The organism is Pseudomonas sp. TMW 2.1634 (assembly GCF_001703595.1).
Taxonomy (GTDB): Bacteria; Pseudomonadota; Gammaproteobacteria; order Pseudomonadales; family Pseudomonadaceae; genus Aquipseudomonas; species Aquipseudomonas fragi.
Map to the genome: position 1 here is coordinate 4,141,392 of NZ_CP016849.1, position 13,384 is coordinate 4,154,775.

The 13,384-nt window shown below is 60.3% G+C and carries 15 protein-coding genes and 1 pseudogene; 6 read left to right on the forward strand and 10 right to left on the reverse strand.

Going from position 1 to position 13,384, the window contains the following annotated elements:
* Positions 1-43: 43 nt before the first annotated feature.
* Complete coding sequence (locus BFC21_RS19575) at positions 44-1,444, reverse strand: NorM family multidrug efflux MATE transporter (RefSeq protein ID WP_088378690.1); 1,401 nt, start codon at positions 1,442-1,444, stop codon at positions 44-46.
* Positions 1,445-1,596: 152 nt separating this feature from the next.
* Here BFC21_RS19575 and BFC21_RS19580 point away from each other — a divergent pair, with 152 nt between their 5' ends.
* Positions 1,597-2,517 carry a LysR substrate-binding domain-containing protein gene (locus BFC21_RS19580; protein ID WP_088378691.1) on the forward strand — a complete coding sequence of 307 codons (921 nt, stop codon included), beginning with the start codon at positions 1,597-1,599 and terminating at the stop codon, positions 2,515-2,517.
* Positions 2,518-2,526: 9 nt separating this feature from the next.
* Here the strand turns inward: BFC21_RS19580 and BFC21_RS19585 are convergent, their stop codons facing one another.
* Entirely contained in the window at positions 2,527-4,020 is a 1,494-nt protein-coding gene (locus BFC21_RS19585; protein ID WP_120266438.1) for a YifB family Mg chelatase-like AAA ATPase, read from the reverse strand.
* Between the two features lie 176 nt (positions 4,021-4,196).
* Between BFC21_RS19585 and BFC21_RS19590 the strand changes: the two are divergent.
* A pseudogene (locus tag BFC21_RS19590) lies at positions 4,197-4,476 on the forward strand (type II toxin-antitoxin system RelE/ParE family toxin).
* Between the two features lie 7 nt (positions 4,477-4,483).
* A complete protein-coding gene (locus tag BFC21_RS19595; protein WP_088378693.1) occupies positions 4,484-4,789 on the forward strand; it encodes a HigA family addiction module antitoxin in 306 nt (101 codons plus the stop codon).
* Position 4,790: 1 nt separating this feature from the next.
* Here BFC21_RS19595 and BFC21_RS19600 read toward each other — a convergent pair whose 3' ends face one another.
* Positions 4,791-5,219, reverse strand: a complete 429-nt coding sequence (locus BFC21_RS19600; RefSeq protein WP_088378694.1) for a VOC family protein — start codon at positions 5,217-5,219, stop codon at positions 4,791-4,793.
* Positions 5,220-5,265: 46 nt separating this feature from the next.
* Positions 5,266-5,526, reverse strand: coding sequence for an accessory factor UbiK family protein (locus tag BFC21_RS19605; RefSeq protein ID WP_088378695.1), 261 nt, complete (start codon positions 5,524-5,526; stop codon positions 5,266-5,268).
* Positions 5,527-5,943: 417 nt separating this feature from the next.
* Between BFC21_RS19605 and glnK the strand changes: the two genes are divergently transcribed.
* The 3 genes from glnK to sutA all read left to right on the forward strand — a co-directional run bounded on the left by glnK (position 5,944) and on the right by sutA (position 8,461).
* Entirely contained in the window at positions 5,944-6,282 is a 339-nt protein-coding gene (glnK, locus tag BFC21_RS19610) for a P-II family nitrogen regulator (protein ID WP_002555808.1), read from the forward strand.
* Between the two features lie 33 nt (positions 6,283-6,315).
* The gene (locus BFC21_RS19615) at positions 6,316-7,653 is read left to right on the forward strand and encodes an ammonium transporter (protein ID WP_088378696.1); all 1,338 of its coding nucleotides are present in this window, start codon (positions 6,316-6,318) and stop codon (positions 7,651-7,653) included.
* Positions 7,654-8,134: 481 nt separating this feature from the next.
* Positions 8,135-8,461: a transcriptional regulator SutA gene (sutA, locus tag BFC21_RS19620; RefSeq protein ID WP_088378697.1), complete on the forward strand. Its 327-nt coding sequence runs from the start codon at positions 8,135-8,137 to the stop codon at positions 8,459-8,461.
* 187 nt (positions 8,462-8,648) lie between these two features.
* Here the strand turns inward: sutA and BFC21_RS19625 are convergent, their stop codons facing one another.
* Genes BFC21_RS19625 through BFC21_RS19650 form a run of 6 tightly spaced genes read right to left on the reverse strand, consistent with a single transcriptional unit; the run spans position 8,649 to position 13,206 of the window.
* Positions 8,649-9,335, reverse strand: coding sequence for an HAD family hydrolase (locus BFC21_RS19625; protein ID WP_088378698.1), 687 nt, complete (start codon positions 9,333-9,335; stop codon positions 8,649-8,651).
* Entirely contained in the window at positions 9,332-10,228 is an 897-nt protein-coding gene (xerC, locus tag BFC21_RS19630) for a tyrosine recombinase XerC (RefSeq protein ID WP_088378699.1), read from the reverse strand. The genes BFC21_RS19625 and xerC overlap by 4 nt, the downstream gene beginning before the upstream one ends.
* Positions 10,229-10,945 (reverse strand): DUF484 family protein, encoded by a 717-nt coding sequence (locus BFC21_RS19635; RefSeq protein ID WP_016782660.1) that lies wholly within the window; start codon positions 10,943-10,945, stop codon positions 10,229-10,231.
* Between the two features lie 13 nt (positions 10,946-10,958).
* Positions 10,959-11,789 carry a diaminopimelate epimerase gene (dapF, locus tag BFC21_RS19640; protein ID WP_016782659.1) on the reverse strand — a complete coding sequence of 277 codons (831 nt, stop codon included), beginning with the start codon at positions 11,787-11,789 and terminating at the stop codon, positions 10,959-10,961.
* A gap of 4 nt (positions 11,790-11,793) precedes the next feature.
* Positions 11,794-13,041, reverse strand: a complete 1,248-nt coding sequence (gene lysA / locus BFC21_RS19645; protein ID WP_088378700.1) for a diaminopimelate decarboxylase — start codon at positions 13,039-13,041, stop codon at positions 11,794-11,796.
* 9 nt (positions 13,042-13,050) lie between these two features.
* Positions 13,051-13,206 (reverse strand): lipoprotein, encoded by a 156-nt coding sequence (locus tag BFC21_RS19650; RefSeq protein WP_016782657.1) that lies wholly within the window; start codon positions 13,204-13,206, stop codon positions 13,051-13,053.
* Positions 13,207-13,384: the final 178 nt, after the last annotated feature.

Consider the following 13,384-nt stretch of genomic DNA (forward strand, 5'->3'; position numbering starts at 1 on the left):
GAGCAAGCCCGCTCCCACAGAGGCCAGGCAACCGGTCTGGTCCCTACACAGCGCTCAAGCCCGCCACTTTCGCCGCCTTGCGTTCCTGCTTGAGCATGCGCCGCACCTTCCACTCGAACGCCAGGGTCAGGCTGATCGACGCGCAGGCCAGCCCCATCGCCAGGCCCCACCACACGCCGGTTGGCCCCCAGCCAAAGGTAAACGCCAGCAGCCAGGCCATCGGCGCACCAATCACCCAGTAGCAGAACAACCCTACCAGGAACGTGGTCTTGGCATCCTTGAGCCCGCGAATCGCCCCCATTGCAATGGTCTGCGCGCCATCAAACAGCTCAAACCAGGCCGCGACGGCCAACAGGCTCACCGCCAGCTCGAACACCGGGCGAAAGGCCGGGTCGTTGTAATCCAAAAACAGCCCGATCAACTGGCTCGGGATAAACCAGAACACCGCCGAAAACCCCAGCATGATCACTGCACCACAGCCGATCCCGACCCGGCCTGCCAGCCGCGCCCGCTGCAAATCATCGCCACCATAATGCTGGCCGATGCGCATGGTGATTGCATAGGACATGCCTGCCGGCACCATAAAGGCGACCGAGACGATTTGCAGCGCGATCTGGTGCGCCGCCAGTTGCGTGCTGCCCATCGTGCCCATGCACAGGGCTGCGAAGGCGAAGAGCCCGACTTCCACCGCATAGGTGCCGCCAATCGGCAGGCCAAGGCGCCACAGTTCCCGAAGGTAAGTCAGATTGATCCGCGACAGGCCCTTGCTGATCGGATACGCGTCGTAGGCCGGGTGCCGATGGATATGCCAGGCCAGACCCAGGGCCATGCCGGTCGCCACAACCGCCGTGACCAGGCCGATACCCATCAAGCCCAGTTTTGGCAGGCCAAACATGCCGGTAATCAACGCGTAATTGAGCAAAAAGTTGGCCACGGTGCCGATCAGGCTGATCACCATGACCGGCGTGGCCCGCCCCATTGCACTGGTAAAGCCGCGCAGGGCCATGAAGGTCATATAGCCGGGCAGGGCAAACGGCAGCAGCAACAGGAACTGACCAGCGGCTTCAACGTTGGTGGGCGTCTGGCCAAACAGCAGCAACAGCGGCTTGATATTCCACAGCATCACCGCGCCGCCCACTGCCAGCGCCCAGGCGAGCCACAGCCCGGCCTGGGTCAGGCGGGTTGCACCTTCAATATCCCCTGCACCCTGGCGAATTGACACCAGCGTGCCCACGGCGGCGATGACACCAATGCAGAAAATCGACACGAACGAGTAGCTGGCCGCCCCCAGGCTCCCGCCCGCGAGCGCCTCGGGGCTCAGGCGCGCCATCATCAGCGTATCGGTGAGCACCATCAGCATGTGAGCCAGCTGCGAAGCGATCAGCGGCCCGGCCAACCGCATAATGGCCAAGAGTTCGATACGTGCAGGATGCTGTTTGGTCATCGTAAAAATATCTATAGGCGCGTTGAAAGGCTTGATTCTCGGCGCGTTGAGTGTTTTAAGCAAAGGGATAAAAACGATCACTGGCATGATTTAAACTCATGCTTGATCTTAAGTTTGGTGCCATCACCTGTTGAGCTATAGGAATATTCGTAATGGCTCGTAGCCTTCCTCCGCTTTATGCCCTGCGCGCCTTTGAGGCTGCAGCTCGCCATAGCTCCTTCACCCGGGCGGGGGAAGAGCTGTCGATTACCCAGAGTGCCGTCAGCCGCCATATCAAAACCCTGGAGGCGCATTTCGCCTGCCGGCTGTTTCAGCGCAGCGGCCGCAGCCTGCAACTCACTGAAGCGGCGCGCTTGCTGCTACCCGGAGTGCGCGAAGGCTTTGCCGCGCTGGAGCGCGCCTGCACCACTTTGCGCGCCGAAGATGACATCTTGCGCATGAAAGCCCCCTCGACCCTGACCATGCGCTGGCTGTTGGCCCGGCTGAGCCGTTTTCGTCACTTGCAGGCGGGCAACGAGGTACAGCTGACCAGCGCCTGGATGGACATCGACCATGTGGATTTCAATCAGGAGCCGTTCGACTGTGCGGTACTGTTGAGCAACGGCCACTTTCCGCCCGACTGGGAGGCCACGTTGCTGTTTCCGGAGATGCTGATCCCGGTCGGCGCGCCAGCCAGCCAGGACGACCAACCCTGGGACGTCACGCGTCTGGCCGCCACTGAACTGCTGCACCCCACGCCCGACCGCCGCGACTGGCGGCGCTGGCTCGACTGCATGGGCCTGGGCGGGCAAGTGTCACTCAAGGGCGGGCAAGTTTTCGACACCCTGGAGTTGGGCATGATTGCCGCCGCCCGGGGGTACGGCATCTCTATGGGTGACCTGCTGATGGTGGCCGAAGACGTGGCCCAGGGCCGCCTGAGCCTGCCGTTTCCGGCCGCGGTGGCCAGCGGCGATAATTATTATCTGGTTTGGCCCAAGACCCGCCCCGGGGGCGAGCGTTTGCGCCGGCTCAGCGACTTTTTGCAACACGAAGTCGCTGCAATGGTGCTGCCAGCGGTTGAGCAGTTGCACTGACCGGCCTGATCAGCCACTGAGCGGCCGATACTGCAACGCCTCTGCCAGATGTTTGCGCTCTATGTGTTGTACCTGCTCAAGGTCTGCCAGGGTCCTTGCCACTTTCAACAAACGATGTGCCGCCCGCAGTGACAGGGTCATGCGCTCGCAAGCAGCCTCCAGCCAGTGGTTATCCCCATCACTCAAGCGGCACTGGGCACGCACCCCCGGCAGGTCGAGAAAGGCATTGGCACAGCCCTGGCGTTGCAACTGCCGTTCTCGCGCCGCAGCCACCAACGTAGCCGCCTTGGCCGTGGTATCAGCTGAGGCCAGTGGCGGGTTGAGGGTGGTGGTTTCACGCGCCACGGTCAGGTGCAGGTCAATGCGATCGAGCAATGGGCCAGACAGTTTGTTGCGATAGCGCTGGATCTGCTCCGGTGTGCAGCGACAGCGCCCTGTGGGTTCGCCGAGGTAGCCACACGGGCAGGGGTTCATCGCCGCCACCAGCTGGAAGCGCGCCGGAAAACGCATGCGATCCTTGGCCCGGGCAATCACGATAAAGCCGCTCTCCATAGGTTCACGCAAGACTTCCAGCACCTTGCGATCAAACTCGGGGAGTTCATCGAGAAACAACACGCCGTGATGGGCCAGGGTGATTTCCCCGGGCCGGGGTTTGGAACCGCCCCCCACCAGCGCGGGGCCGGAGGCCGAATGATGGGGTTGGCGAAACGGTCGCTGAGGCCAGCTGTTCAATGGCACATGGCTGGCCACCGACTGAATGGCCGCCACTTCCAGTGCCTCGTGTTCATTGAGGGGGGGCAACAAGCCAGGCAGGCGACTGGCCAGCAAGGTTTTGCCTGTGCCCGGCGGCCCGGTAAACAGCAGGTTGTGACTGCCGGCCGCGGCCACCAGCAACGCCCGTTTGGCCGAAAGCTGGCCCTGGACATCGCTCAGGTCGGGATAGGGCTTGCTTAGATGCAGCAAGCCGCTGGGGCTATAAGGGGCAATCATTTCCCGGCCTGCGAAATGGGCCACCACCTGCAACAAGTGCTCGGCCGCGATGACCGTCAGCCCGCAGGCCAGGCAGGCTTCCTCGGCATTGGCCAGCGGCACCACCAGCGTCCGACCGGCTGCGCGAGCTGCCAGGGCGGCCGGCAATATGCCCTGCACCGGCCTGATTGCCCCCGATAGCGCCAGTTCGCCCAAACACTCCACTTGCTCCAGCGCCACTGCCGGCAGTTGCCCGCTGGCCGCCAGAATGCCCAGGGCAATGGCCAGATCAAAGCGCCCGCCGTCCTTGGGCAGGTCAGCGGGAGCGAGATTAAGGGTGATCCGCCGGGCCGGGAAATCCAGGGTGGAATTGATGATTGCACTGCGTACCCGATCTTTACTTTCCTTGACTGCGGTTTCAGGTAAACCGACCAGCGTCAACGCCGGCAACCCATTGGCCAGATGCGCCTCCACCGTCACCGCAGGCGCCTCGACGCCCACCTGGGCGCGGCTGTAAACAATCGCCAGAGCCATGACTCATTCCTTGAGTTCGCTAAAAAACTCATGGTGCGCGAATCAGAAGCCAGGGGCAGGCAGGGAATGGATACGGGATGTTAACGGGTATGGGAACACGGCATATGAGCTGCCAGAGTGCGGTTGCAAAAAGAACTGAACGGCCTATTATTAACTAATAACGTTACTCGTTAATTATGATCGTAAGCTTTAAATGCAACAGAACGGAACGTCTGTATCGAAGCGGCAAGACGCGCTTATGGTCAGATATTCTCAATGTCATTGAGCGAAAATTAACCATGCTGGACGCTGCCAGCGTGCTGACAGATTTGGCGTCCCCCCCCTGGCAACCGCCTCGAGGCACTCGGCGGAGCTCGCAAGGGCCAATACAGCATCCGTATCAACGCACAATGGCGAATCTGCTTTATCTGGGGCGCCAAAGGCCCTGAAGCAGTAGAAATCGTCGATTACCATTGAGGTCATGATGAACAAGAACGGCATGCGCCCGGTTCACCCGGGTGAAGTGCTCAAGGAAGAATACCTTGAGCCCCTGAGCCTCTCGTCCGCTGCTTTGGCCAGGGCGCTCGGGGTGTCTACACCGACGGTCAACGATATCGTGCTGCAACGCCGTGGCGTCAGTGCCGATATGGCGTTGCGACTGTCGGTCTGCCTGGGGACAACCCCCGAGTTCTGGCTGAACCTGCAAACCACTTACGACCTGCGAAAAGCCGAAATCGACCGCGGCGCCGCGATTCGCGAACAGGTGCAGCCGATTCACCACTGCGCTTGACTCACTCCCCCAGCGCTTTGGTGCCCAGGTCTTGCGCGAAGCGCAGCAGATAGCCGTCAGGGTCGAGCACCAAAAAGTTGCGCTCGCCAAACAGCACGTCGTTGCTGCGGTACCAGCGTTCTTCCAGGGGTTTGCGCAGGGTGTGGCCTGCGGCCTCCAGGCGCTCGATCAGCCCTTGGGCATGCGGGCATTTGATCGACAGGTTCATGCCCCGCCCGAACGGCTGTTCCAGCGGCCCGACCCGCCAGGAGGACGCTTCGAGGTCATCCTGCTCCAGCATCAGCTGGCTGCCATGAAACGACAAAAATGCAAACAGATCCTCGGGCCGTTGGTATTCGACCCTGAAACCGAGCACGTCACAGTAAAAGTGCAGGCTGCGCGAAAGGTCCGAGACGATCATCTCGGGCACCAGCGGATTCATCACCAGCATATAAAAACGTCCTTGTTCTGACAGGCGAATGCACCGCCTTTGAGCGTTATTCGCACGGTGGCAACAACCTGGCTTCCAGTTCGGCCACTTTGGCTTCCAGGCTTTCAAGGCGGGCACGGGTACGGGCCAGCACCACCATCTGGCTGTCGAACTCTTCACGGCTCACCAGATCAAGCTTGCTGAAACCGCTTTGCAGCAAGGCTTTGAACTGGCTTTCGATTTCATTGCGCGGCAGCGCGGTTTCGCCACTGAACAAGCGGGAGGCGTGGCCGCCAAGGGCGTCGAGAAAATCTTTGGGCGCGAGCATGGATAAGGTCCTTAAAACTGATGGCGGCGAGTGTATCACGGGGTGCCGGGGCCTATTGTCGGGGGCTTTCTGCACATTTTTCGCGCATCGATCGGCCAGGTCGCGCACCAACTTCGCGCACAAACCACCCGGGAAATCAGGCTAAAAGCCATCAGTTCCCGCTAAATCGCTGTAATTATTGGTTTTTCCAGACATGGCAAGGTTTCTGCTAAGACCAACATGACTCATGCACTGATGCAGTAGCTGTGACGAAGGCAGTGCGGCAGGTGGTTCAAGGAGTGTTTTCGTCACCAGCGATTTAACACACGTTGTACAGCCTGAAGAAGGCTGACGATGCGTTACAAAGCCAGACACTGCGCTTAGACTTGAGCCGGGTTTGTTTTCCTGGGGCAAGTCCACCAATTCGGGAGAAGTTTCATGAAGCTAGTCACCGCCATTATCAAGCCGTTCAAGTTGGATGACGTGCGCGAGTCGCTGTCTGAGATCGGCGTACAAGGCATTACCGTTACTGAGGTCAAAGGCTTCGGCCGGCAGAAGGGCCATACCGAGCTGTATCGCGGCGCGGAATATGTGGTCGATTTTCTGCCAAAGGTGAAGATTGATGTCGCCATTGACGACAAGGATCTTGATCGGGTTATCGAGGCGATCACCAAGGCTGCCAACACCGGCAAGATTGGTGACGGCAAGATTTTCGTAGTCAATCTGGAACAGGCTATTCGCATCCGTACCGGCGAAACCGATACCGACGCAATCTAAGCCGCCAAACCCAACGCCCCAGGAGAAAACACTATGACTCTGCGTAAAATCGCAGGGCTCGGAGCCCTGCTGTCTGTTGTAATGCCTGGCCTGGCCATGGCGGCAGACGAAGTGGCTGCTCCAGTCCTCAATTCCGGCGACACCGCCTGGATGCTGACGGCTACCGCCTTGGTGCTGTTTATGACCATTCCCGGCCTGGCGCTGTTCTACGGCGGCATGGTGCGCTCCAAAAACATTCTTTCCGTGATGATGCAGTGCTTTGCCATTACCGGTCTGATCAGCATCCTGTGGGTCATTTATGGCTACAGCATCACGTTCGACACCGCAGGCATGGAGCAGGGCGTCACCAACTTCAATTCGTTTATCGGCGGCTTCGGCAAAGCGTTCCTGGCGGGTGTCACGCCAGAAAGCCTGACCTCGTCCACCGCGCTGTTCCCGGAAGCCGTGTTCATCACCTTCCAGATGACCTTCGCCATCATCACCCCGGCACTGATCGTCGGCGCATTCGCCGAGCGCATGAAGTTCTCGGCCATGCTGATCTTCATGGGCGTGTGGTTCACCCTGGTGTATGCGCCGATTGCGCACATGGTGTGGAGCGGCAACGGCGGCCTGCTGTGGGACTGGGGCGTACTCGACTTCGCAGGCGGCACCGTGGTGCATATCAACGCCGGTATCGCCGGCCTGGTAGCGTGCATCGTGCTCGGCAAGCGTAAAGGCTACCCTAGCACCCCGATGGCGCCACACAACCTGGGTTATACCCTGGTGGGCGCGGCCATGCTGTGGATCGGCTGGTTCGGCTTCAACGCAGGCTCCGCAGCGGCCGCCAACGGCACTGCCGGCATGGCCATGCTGGTGACTCAAATCGCCACCGCAGCCGCAGCGCTGGGCTGGATGTTTGCCGAGTGGATCACCCACGGCAAACCAAGCGCACTGGGCATCGCCTCGGGCGTGGTAGCAGGCCTGGTGGCAATCACCCCGGCTGCGGGCACGGTTGGCCCGATGGGCTCGGTGGTGATCGGTCTGTCGGCTGGCGTGATCTGCTTCTTCTGCGCCACCAGCCTCAAGCGCAAGCTGGGCTACGATGACTCGCTGGATGCATTCGGCGTTCACGGCATCGGCGGTATCGTCGGCGCAATCCTCACCGGTGTGTTTGCAGCTCCGGCACTGGGCGGCTTCGGCACTGTGACCGACATCGCAGCGCAAGTCTGGATCCAGTTCAAAGGCGTGGCCTTTACCGTGGTCTACACCGCCATCGTGACCTTTATCATCCTCAAGGTACTGGATGCCGTGATGGGGCTGCGTGTGAATGAAGAGGAAGAGGCCGTGGGCCTGGACCTGGCCCAGCACAACGAACGTGGCTACAACCTGTAAGGTTTCGTTTATAAAAAACCCGGCGTGCCGGGTTTTTTTTTGCCGGTAATAAAGCGATATTCGCGGCGTCGAAATGATTTGCCCTACAGGTTAAAAGGGTGAACGAGTTCTACGCTTGTTTATGTGACACGGGCTTGTGACACAACTCGACTATTAGCCGCTTTGCTTTTTTCTTCAGCACGCTAGAATGCGCGCCGAGGGCTTGAAACAAAGCTCGAGTACGACGAAGGCGAGGATGATCTCCCGACGCTTTCAAGGCCCGTGATCCGTGCTGCGCAATTTCTGGCAGCGGGCGCCTGGCAAGGTGTTTATTCAGGCGCAGGCCATGTGTGTGGTGGTGTGCGCCAAGTCCTCTTTGCCTCACAACGGTAAAGAGGCGTAAGCCGCGGTTTGCCCAAGGCTACTTTTTCACCAGCGGTGGTAGACAGTCGCCACAGCTGGTCTATAACTAATCTGCTTTACGTATGTCATGGGGTAGAACATGAGCGACGACGATCTGGAAAATGATGACCTCGAAGTAGGTGACGAAGACGAAACCGAAGAAGGTCTGGAAACGTCTGCCGATGAGGTGGCGGACGACGATGGTGGCGATGATGCGCCGGCCCCTGCGGCCAAAGGCAAGTCGAAGGCTGCGGTGTCGGTTGATGACCTGCCCAGCGTAGAAGCCAAAAACAAGGAGCGTGATGCTCTGGCCCGCGCGATGGAAGAGTTTTTGTCCAAAGGCGGCAAAGTGCAGGAAGTTGAGGCCAATGTGGTGGCAGACCCACCCAAGAAGCCTGACAACAAGTACGGCAGCCGTCCTATCTAAGGATAAGAACCGCTTGCTTGCTTGAAGAAAAAACCCGCCGTCGCTGCGGGTTTTTTTGTGGGCAATGGGAAAGCTTCACACCCCAGTGGCGCGGGCTTGTTGTGGGAGCGGGCTTGCCCGCGATTGCATCACCCCGGTTTGCCTGGCGACCGGGGCGCCTGCATCGCGGGCAAGCCCACTCCCACCGTTACAAGTGCTTCAACACCAGTGGCAATTCACTCAAACAGCCAATTTCGGCATCCGGGGCCTTGTCGCCGTCCCAATGCTTGCCGCCAGGGTTGAACCATACCGCCCGCAAGCCCGCCAACTGCGCGCCAGCAATGTCGTCACCAGGGTGATCGCCCACATGCACTGCGGCACCCGCCGCTACGCCACCGCGCAGCAGGGCTTCGTGAAACAGGCGCGCATCAGGCTTGGCAATGCCGATATCTTCAGCACACAACACAAATTTGAAGTGATGCCCCAAACCGATTCTGCGCACATCGGCGTTACCGTTGGTCACCACGCCCAAGGCGTAATCGTGCGCCAGCGCAATCAGGGTTGGCTCAGCCTGGGGGAACACTTCCAGGGCATGGCGCGCTTCGATAAACACTTCAAACGCTTCGTCTGCCAACGCCGCAGCGTTGGCGTAACCGGCACCGTGCAGCGCATGAAACAGAATCCTGCGGCGCAACGCGCTGATCCGGTGCTTGAGCTGCGGCTCTTCGCTCAACACCCGCTCGCGGATCGCCTGGAAATGCCCGGCCGCAACAACGCCCAATTTTGGTGCGTTGTCTGTCAGCCAGTCCCGCAACACGGCTTCAGCGCTGACGATTACCGGGGCGGTGTCCCACAGGGTGTCGTCAAGGTCGAAGGTAATCAGCTCAATCGTCATTCACTGTCCTTACTGCGTTTGGCGCGTGGATGGGCACTGTCGTAGACCGATGCCAGATGCTGGAAATCCAGATGAGTATAGATTTGCGTGGTTTTGATGTCCGCATGCCCCAGCAATTCTTGCACCGCACGCAAGTCCTGGGAGGACTCCAGCAAGTGGCTGGCAAATGAATGGCGCAGCATATGCGGGTGCAGGTTCTGCCCCAGCTCGCGCTCACCGGCAGCCTTGACCCTGACTTGAATGGCTCGCGGCCCCAGACGTGTGCCACGCTGGCTGACAAATACTGCATCGTCCTGCGGGTTGGCCAGCGCCCGCAGCGGCAGCCAGGCCTGTAGCGCCTCCCGGGCCTTTTTGCCCACCGGTAACACGCGGGTCTTGCTGCCCTTGCCGAGCACTTCGACCAGCCCGTCAGCCAAATCCAGCTGCTCCAGGTTAAGCCCGGTCAGCTCCGACAAACGCAGGCCCGAGGAATAAAACAGCTCCAGAATGGCCTGGTCGCGCTGGGCCAGAAAGTCGTCTTCAACGCCCCCTTCCAGTAATTGCAGGGCGCGATCGGTATCCAGGGTCTTGGGCAGGCGACGCTCGCCTTTGGGTGGGGCCAGCCCGTTTGCCGGGTCGTGGTCGCACAGGCCTTCACGATTGAGGTAGTGGTAAAGCCCGCGTACTGCCGACAGCAGCCGCGCAATGCTGCGCGAGGACTGCCCTTGCTGATGCAGACGCGACACCAGTTGGCGCATGCGCTGGATGTCCAGTGCTGCCCAGCCGGGGATTGATTCCTTGGCACAAAACGCCAGCACCTTGTTCAGGTCGCGACGGTAGGCCTCAAGCGTGTGGGGTGACACCTGGCGCTCACTGCGCAGATGAATGCAGTAAGCGTCCAGCTGCCGTTCCATCTAGCGCACCGAGCGCAGGGCGTTGGTAAAACGCGGCAACACCCGGCCCAGCACTTCGGCGATATAGCCGAGGAACAGCGTGCCCACCGAGCTTTTGTAGTGCTGCGGATCGCGACTGGCAATCGCCAGCACACCGTGCAACCCCAGATGATTAAGCGCGACCACGGCCGTCGAACCGATTTGCTTGCGCTGTTCTTCGCCAAACAGGAAGTCCAGCTCATGCTCGCGCAAGCTGCCGCTCACGGTCTTGCCTTCAGTCAACAAGCCACCCAGTGCGCGTTGCGCATCAGCGCTGCTGACCCAGCGGCCGACCGGCATCGGGTTGTCGCCAAACAGCACCAGGCTGACAAAAGGCACCTGGAAGTCCTGGCGCAGGCTGTCTTCGACGGCAATCACCAGCTCTTCGAGGCTGGTGGCGTCCATCAAGGCCAGGTTCAGGCGACGGGTTTTTTCGAACAGACGGTCGTTGTCACGGGCCACGTCCATCAATTGCGACAAGCGATGACGCATCTCTATATTGCGCCCGCGCAACAGCTCGAGCTGGCGCTCCACCAGGGATATGGTGTCGCCACGCTGATGCGGAATACGCAGCGACAGCAGCAGCTCTTCGCGCTGGGCGAAAAAATCCGGGTGCTCCTGCAGATAAGCGGCCACCGTGTTGGCGGCTGAGTTATCCACAGATACGTCGGGTTCAGCTGACTGCGTTTTGTCGGTCATCGGTTGCGCTCGCTCATAAACGGACTTGTCCTTCGTAAACACGCATCGCCGGGCCGGTCATGATCACTGAATGGCCAGGGCCTGCCCACTCGATGGACAAACGGCCACCCGGCAAATCGAGGATCAGCGGTGAATCCATCCAGCCCTGGCTGATCGCCGCCACGGCGGCGGCACAAGCCCCGGTACCGCAGGCCTGGGTTTCCCCGGCGCCGCGCTCCCAGACCCGCAGTTGCCCGCGCTGGCGATCGATAACGTGCAGAAAACCGACATTGACCCGTGCCGGAAAGCGCGGGTGGTGTTCAATTTTTGGTCCCAGCTCATGCACCGGCGCCGCGTTGATATCGTCAACGCGCAGCACCGCATGGGGGTTGCCCATCGACACGGCGGCAATCTCGACGGTCTGTCCGTCGACATCCAGTTCATAGCTCAACGCCTGGGCGTCAGCCACAAACGGGATATCTGCCGGGACCAGGCGCGGCGGGCCCATGTCGACGCTGATTTGCCCATCGCTGCGCACATTCAGCTCGATAATGCCGCTTTTGGTTTCGACCTTGATCTGGCGCTTGGTGGTCAGGCGTTTGTCGAGCACAAAGCGCGCAAAGCAGCGCGCCCCGTTACCGCATTGCTCCACTTCGGAACCGTCGGAGTTGAAGATCCGGTAACGGAAATCCACCTCCGGGTTGCTTGGCGCTTCAACGATCAACAACTGATCAAAGCCGACACCCGTGTGCCTGTCACCCCATTGCTTGGCGTGTTTGGGCAGGATGTGCGCGTGCTGGCTGACCAGGTCGAGAACCATGAAATCATTGCCCAGGCCGTGCATTTTGGTAAAACGCAGCAACATGGTTTTACTCCGGCAGCAGGCTTTCGCCAGCAAACAACTCGGCAACGGTCTCGCGACGACGCACTTCAAACGCCTGCTCGCCATCCACCAATACTTCGGCGGCGCGGCCACGGGTGTTGTAGTTCGAGCTCATGACAAAACCGTAGGCACCGGCCGAATGCACGGCCAGCAGATCACCTTCGGCCAGCGCCAACTGGCGGTCCTTGGCGAGGAAATCACCGGTTTCGCAGATCGGGCCGACGATGTCGTAGGCGCGCGCTTCGCTGTCACGCGGGCGCACTGCAGTCACGTCCATCCAGGCCTGATACAGGGCCGGGCGGATCAGGTCGTTCATCGCCGCATCGACGATGGCGAAATCCTTGTGCTCGGTGTGCTTGAGGTACTCGACCTGGGTCAGCAACACGCCGGCATTGGCCACGATATAACGGCCCGGCTCGAACACCAGTGCCAGGTCACGCCCGTCGAGACGCTCACGCACGGCCTTGATGTAATCACCGGCCAGTGGCGGTTCTTCATCGCGATAACGCACGCCCAGACCGCCACCCAGGTCGATGTGGCGCAGGTAGATACCGCAATCGCCCAGGCGGTCGATCAGCGCCAGCAGGCGGTCGAGAGCGTCGATGAACGGTTCGAGGGTGGTCAGTTGCGAGCCGATATGGCAATCGACACCGACCACTTCCAGATTGGGCAACTGGGCGGCGCGGATGTACACATCCTCGGCGTCAGCGATGGCAATGCCGAACTTGTTTTCTTTCAGACCGGTGGAGATGTACGGGTGCGTGCCCGCATCGACGTCCGGGTTGACGCGCAGCGAAATCGGCGCGCGAACGCCCATTTCGGCGGCCACGACCTGCAGGCGCTCCAGCTCTTCGGTGGACTCGACGTTAAAGCAGTGCACGCCGACTTCCAGGGCGCGACGCATGTCGTCACGGGTCTTGCCGACACCGGAGAACACGATCTTGTCAGCCTGGCCGCCAGCGGCCAGCACACGTTCCAGCTCGCCACGGGACACGATGTCGAAACCGGCGCCAAGACGGGCCAGGACATTGAGCACGCCCAGGTTGGAATTGGCCTTGACCGCGAAACACACCAGGTGCGGCATGCCGCTCAGGGCATTGGCGAAAGCATTGTATTGCGCCTCGATGTGCGCCCGGGAGTAAACGTACGTCGGTGTACCGAAACGTTCGGCAATGGCCGTCAGCGCAACACCTTCGGCGAACAGCTCACCGTTGCGGTAATTAAAAGCGTCCATGGTGTTCCCTTATTGGTGCTTGTGCGATTGCGTTTGCGACGACTTCGCTTGGTCTTCAGGGGATTTGCTGTCATCGGGCAGATACAGCGGTCCTTTTTGACCACAGGCAGAAACAAGGCAGGCGACCGCGACGAGCGCAGCAATAGAAGAGATCAGGCGCTTCATGGCGAAATCCTTTGAAAAGCATTAATTGCGCCCGAGTATACCGAGCACCCACCAGCTTGCCTATGCAGCAGAGCGGCCGAGCGTAACCTGCTGTGTGGATGATCAGTGATAGCGGGCAGATGGCTGTCATGGGGTTTGCAATCGGCCTGGAGCGCCCGTATCTTGCGAGCTCCGAGCA

Excerpts from the sequence above, each read along its gene's own strand:
- BFC21_RS19575 (WP_088378690.1), bottom strand. The coding sequence starts at position 1,444 with ATGACCAAACAGCATCCTGCACGTATCGAACTCTTGGCCATTATGCGG.
- BFC21_RS19580 (WP_088378691.1), top strand. The coding sequence starts at position 1,597 with ATGGCTCGTAGCCTTCCTCCGCTTTATGCCCTGCGCGCCTTTGAGGCT.
- BFC21_RS19585 (WP_120266438.1), bottom strand. The coding sequence starts at position 4,020 with ATGGCTCTGGCGATTGTTTACAGCCGCGCCCAGGTGGGCGTCGAGGCG.
- BFC21_RS19595 (WP_088378693.1), top strand. The coding sequence starts at position 4,484 with ATGAACAAGAACGGCATGCGCCCGGTTCACCCGGGTGAAGTGCTCAAG.
- BFC21_RS19600 (WP_088378694.1), bottom strand. The coding sequence starts at position 5,219 with ATGCTGGTGATGAATCCGCTGGTGCCCGAGATGATCGTCTCGGACCTT.
- BFC21_RS19605 (WP_088378695.1), bottom strand. The coding sequence starts at position 5,526 with ATGCTCGCGCCCAAAGATTTTCTCGACGCCCTTGGCGGCCACGCCTCC.
- glnK (WP_002555808.1), top strand. The coding sequence starts at position 5,944 with ATGAAGCTAGTCACCGCCATTATCAAGCCGTTCAAGTTGGATGACGTG.
- BFC21_RS19615 (WP_088378696.1), top strand. The coding sequence starts at position 6,316 with ATGACTCTGCGTAAAATCGCAGGGCTCGGAGCCCTGCTGTCTGTTGTA.
- sutA (WP_088378697.1), top strand. The coding sequence starts at position 8,135 with ATGAGCGACGACGATCTGGAAAATGATGACCTCGAAGTAGGTGACGAA.
- BFC21_RS19625 (WP_088378698.1), bottom strand. The coding sequence starts at position 9,335 with ATGACGATTGAGCTGATTACCTTCGACCTTGACGACACCCTGTGGGAC.
- xerC (WP_088378699.1), bottom strand. The coding sequence starts at position 10,228 with ATGGAACGGCAGCTGGACGCTTACTGCATTCATCTGCGCAGTGAGCGC.
- BFC21_RS19635 (WP_016782660.1), bottom strand. The coding sequence starts at position 10,945 with ATGACCGACAAAACGCAGTCAGCTGAACCCGACGTATCTGTGGATAAC.
- dapF (WP_016782659.1), bottom strand. The coding sequence starts at position 11,789 with ATGTTGCTGCGTTTTACCAAAATGCACGGCCTGGGCAATGATTTCATG.
- lysA (WP_088378700.1), bottom strand. The coding sequence starts at position 13,041 with ATGGACGCTTTTAATTACCGCAACGGTGAGCTGTTCGCCGAAGGTGTT.
- BFC21_RS19650 (WP_016782657.1), bottom strand. The coding sequence starts at position 13,206 with ATGAAGCGCCTGATCTCTTCTATTGCTGCGCTCGTCGCGGTCGCCTGC.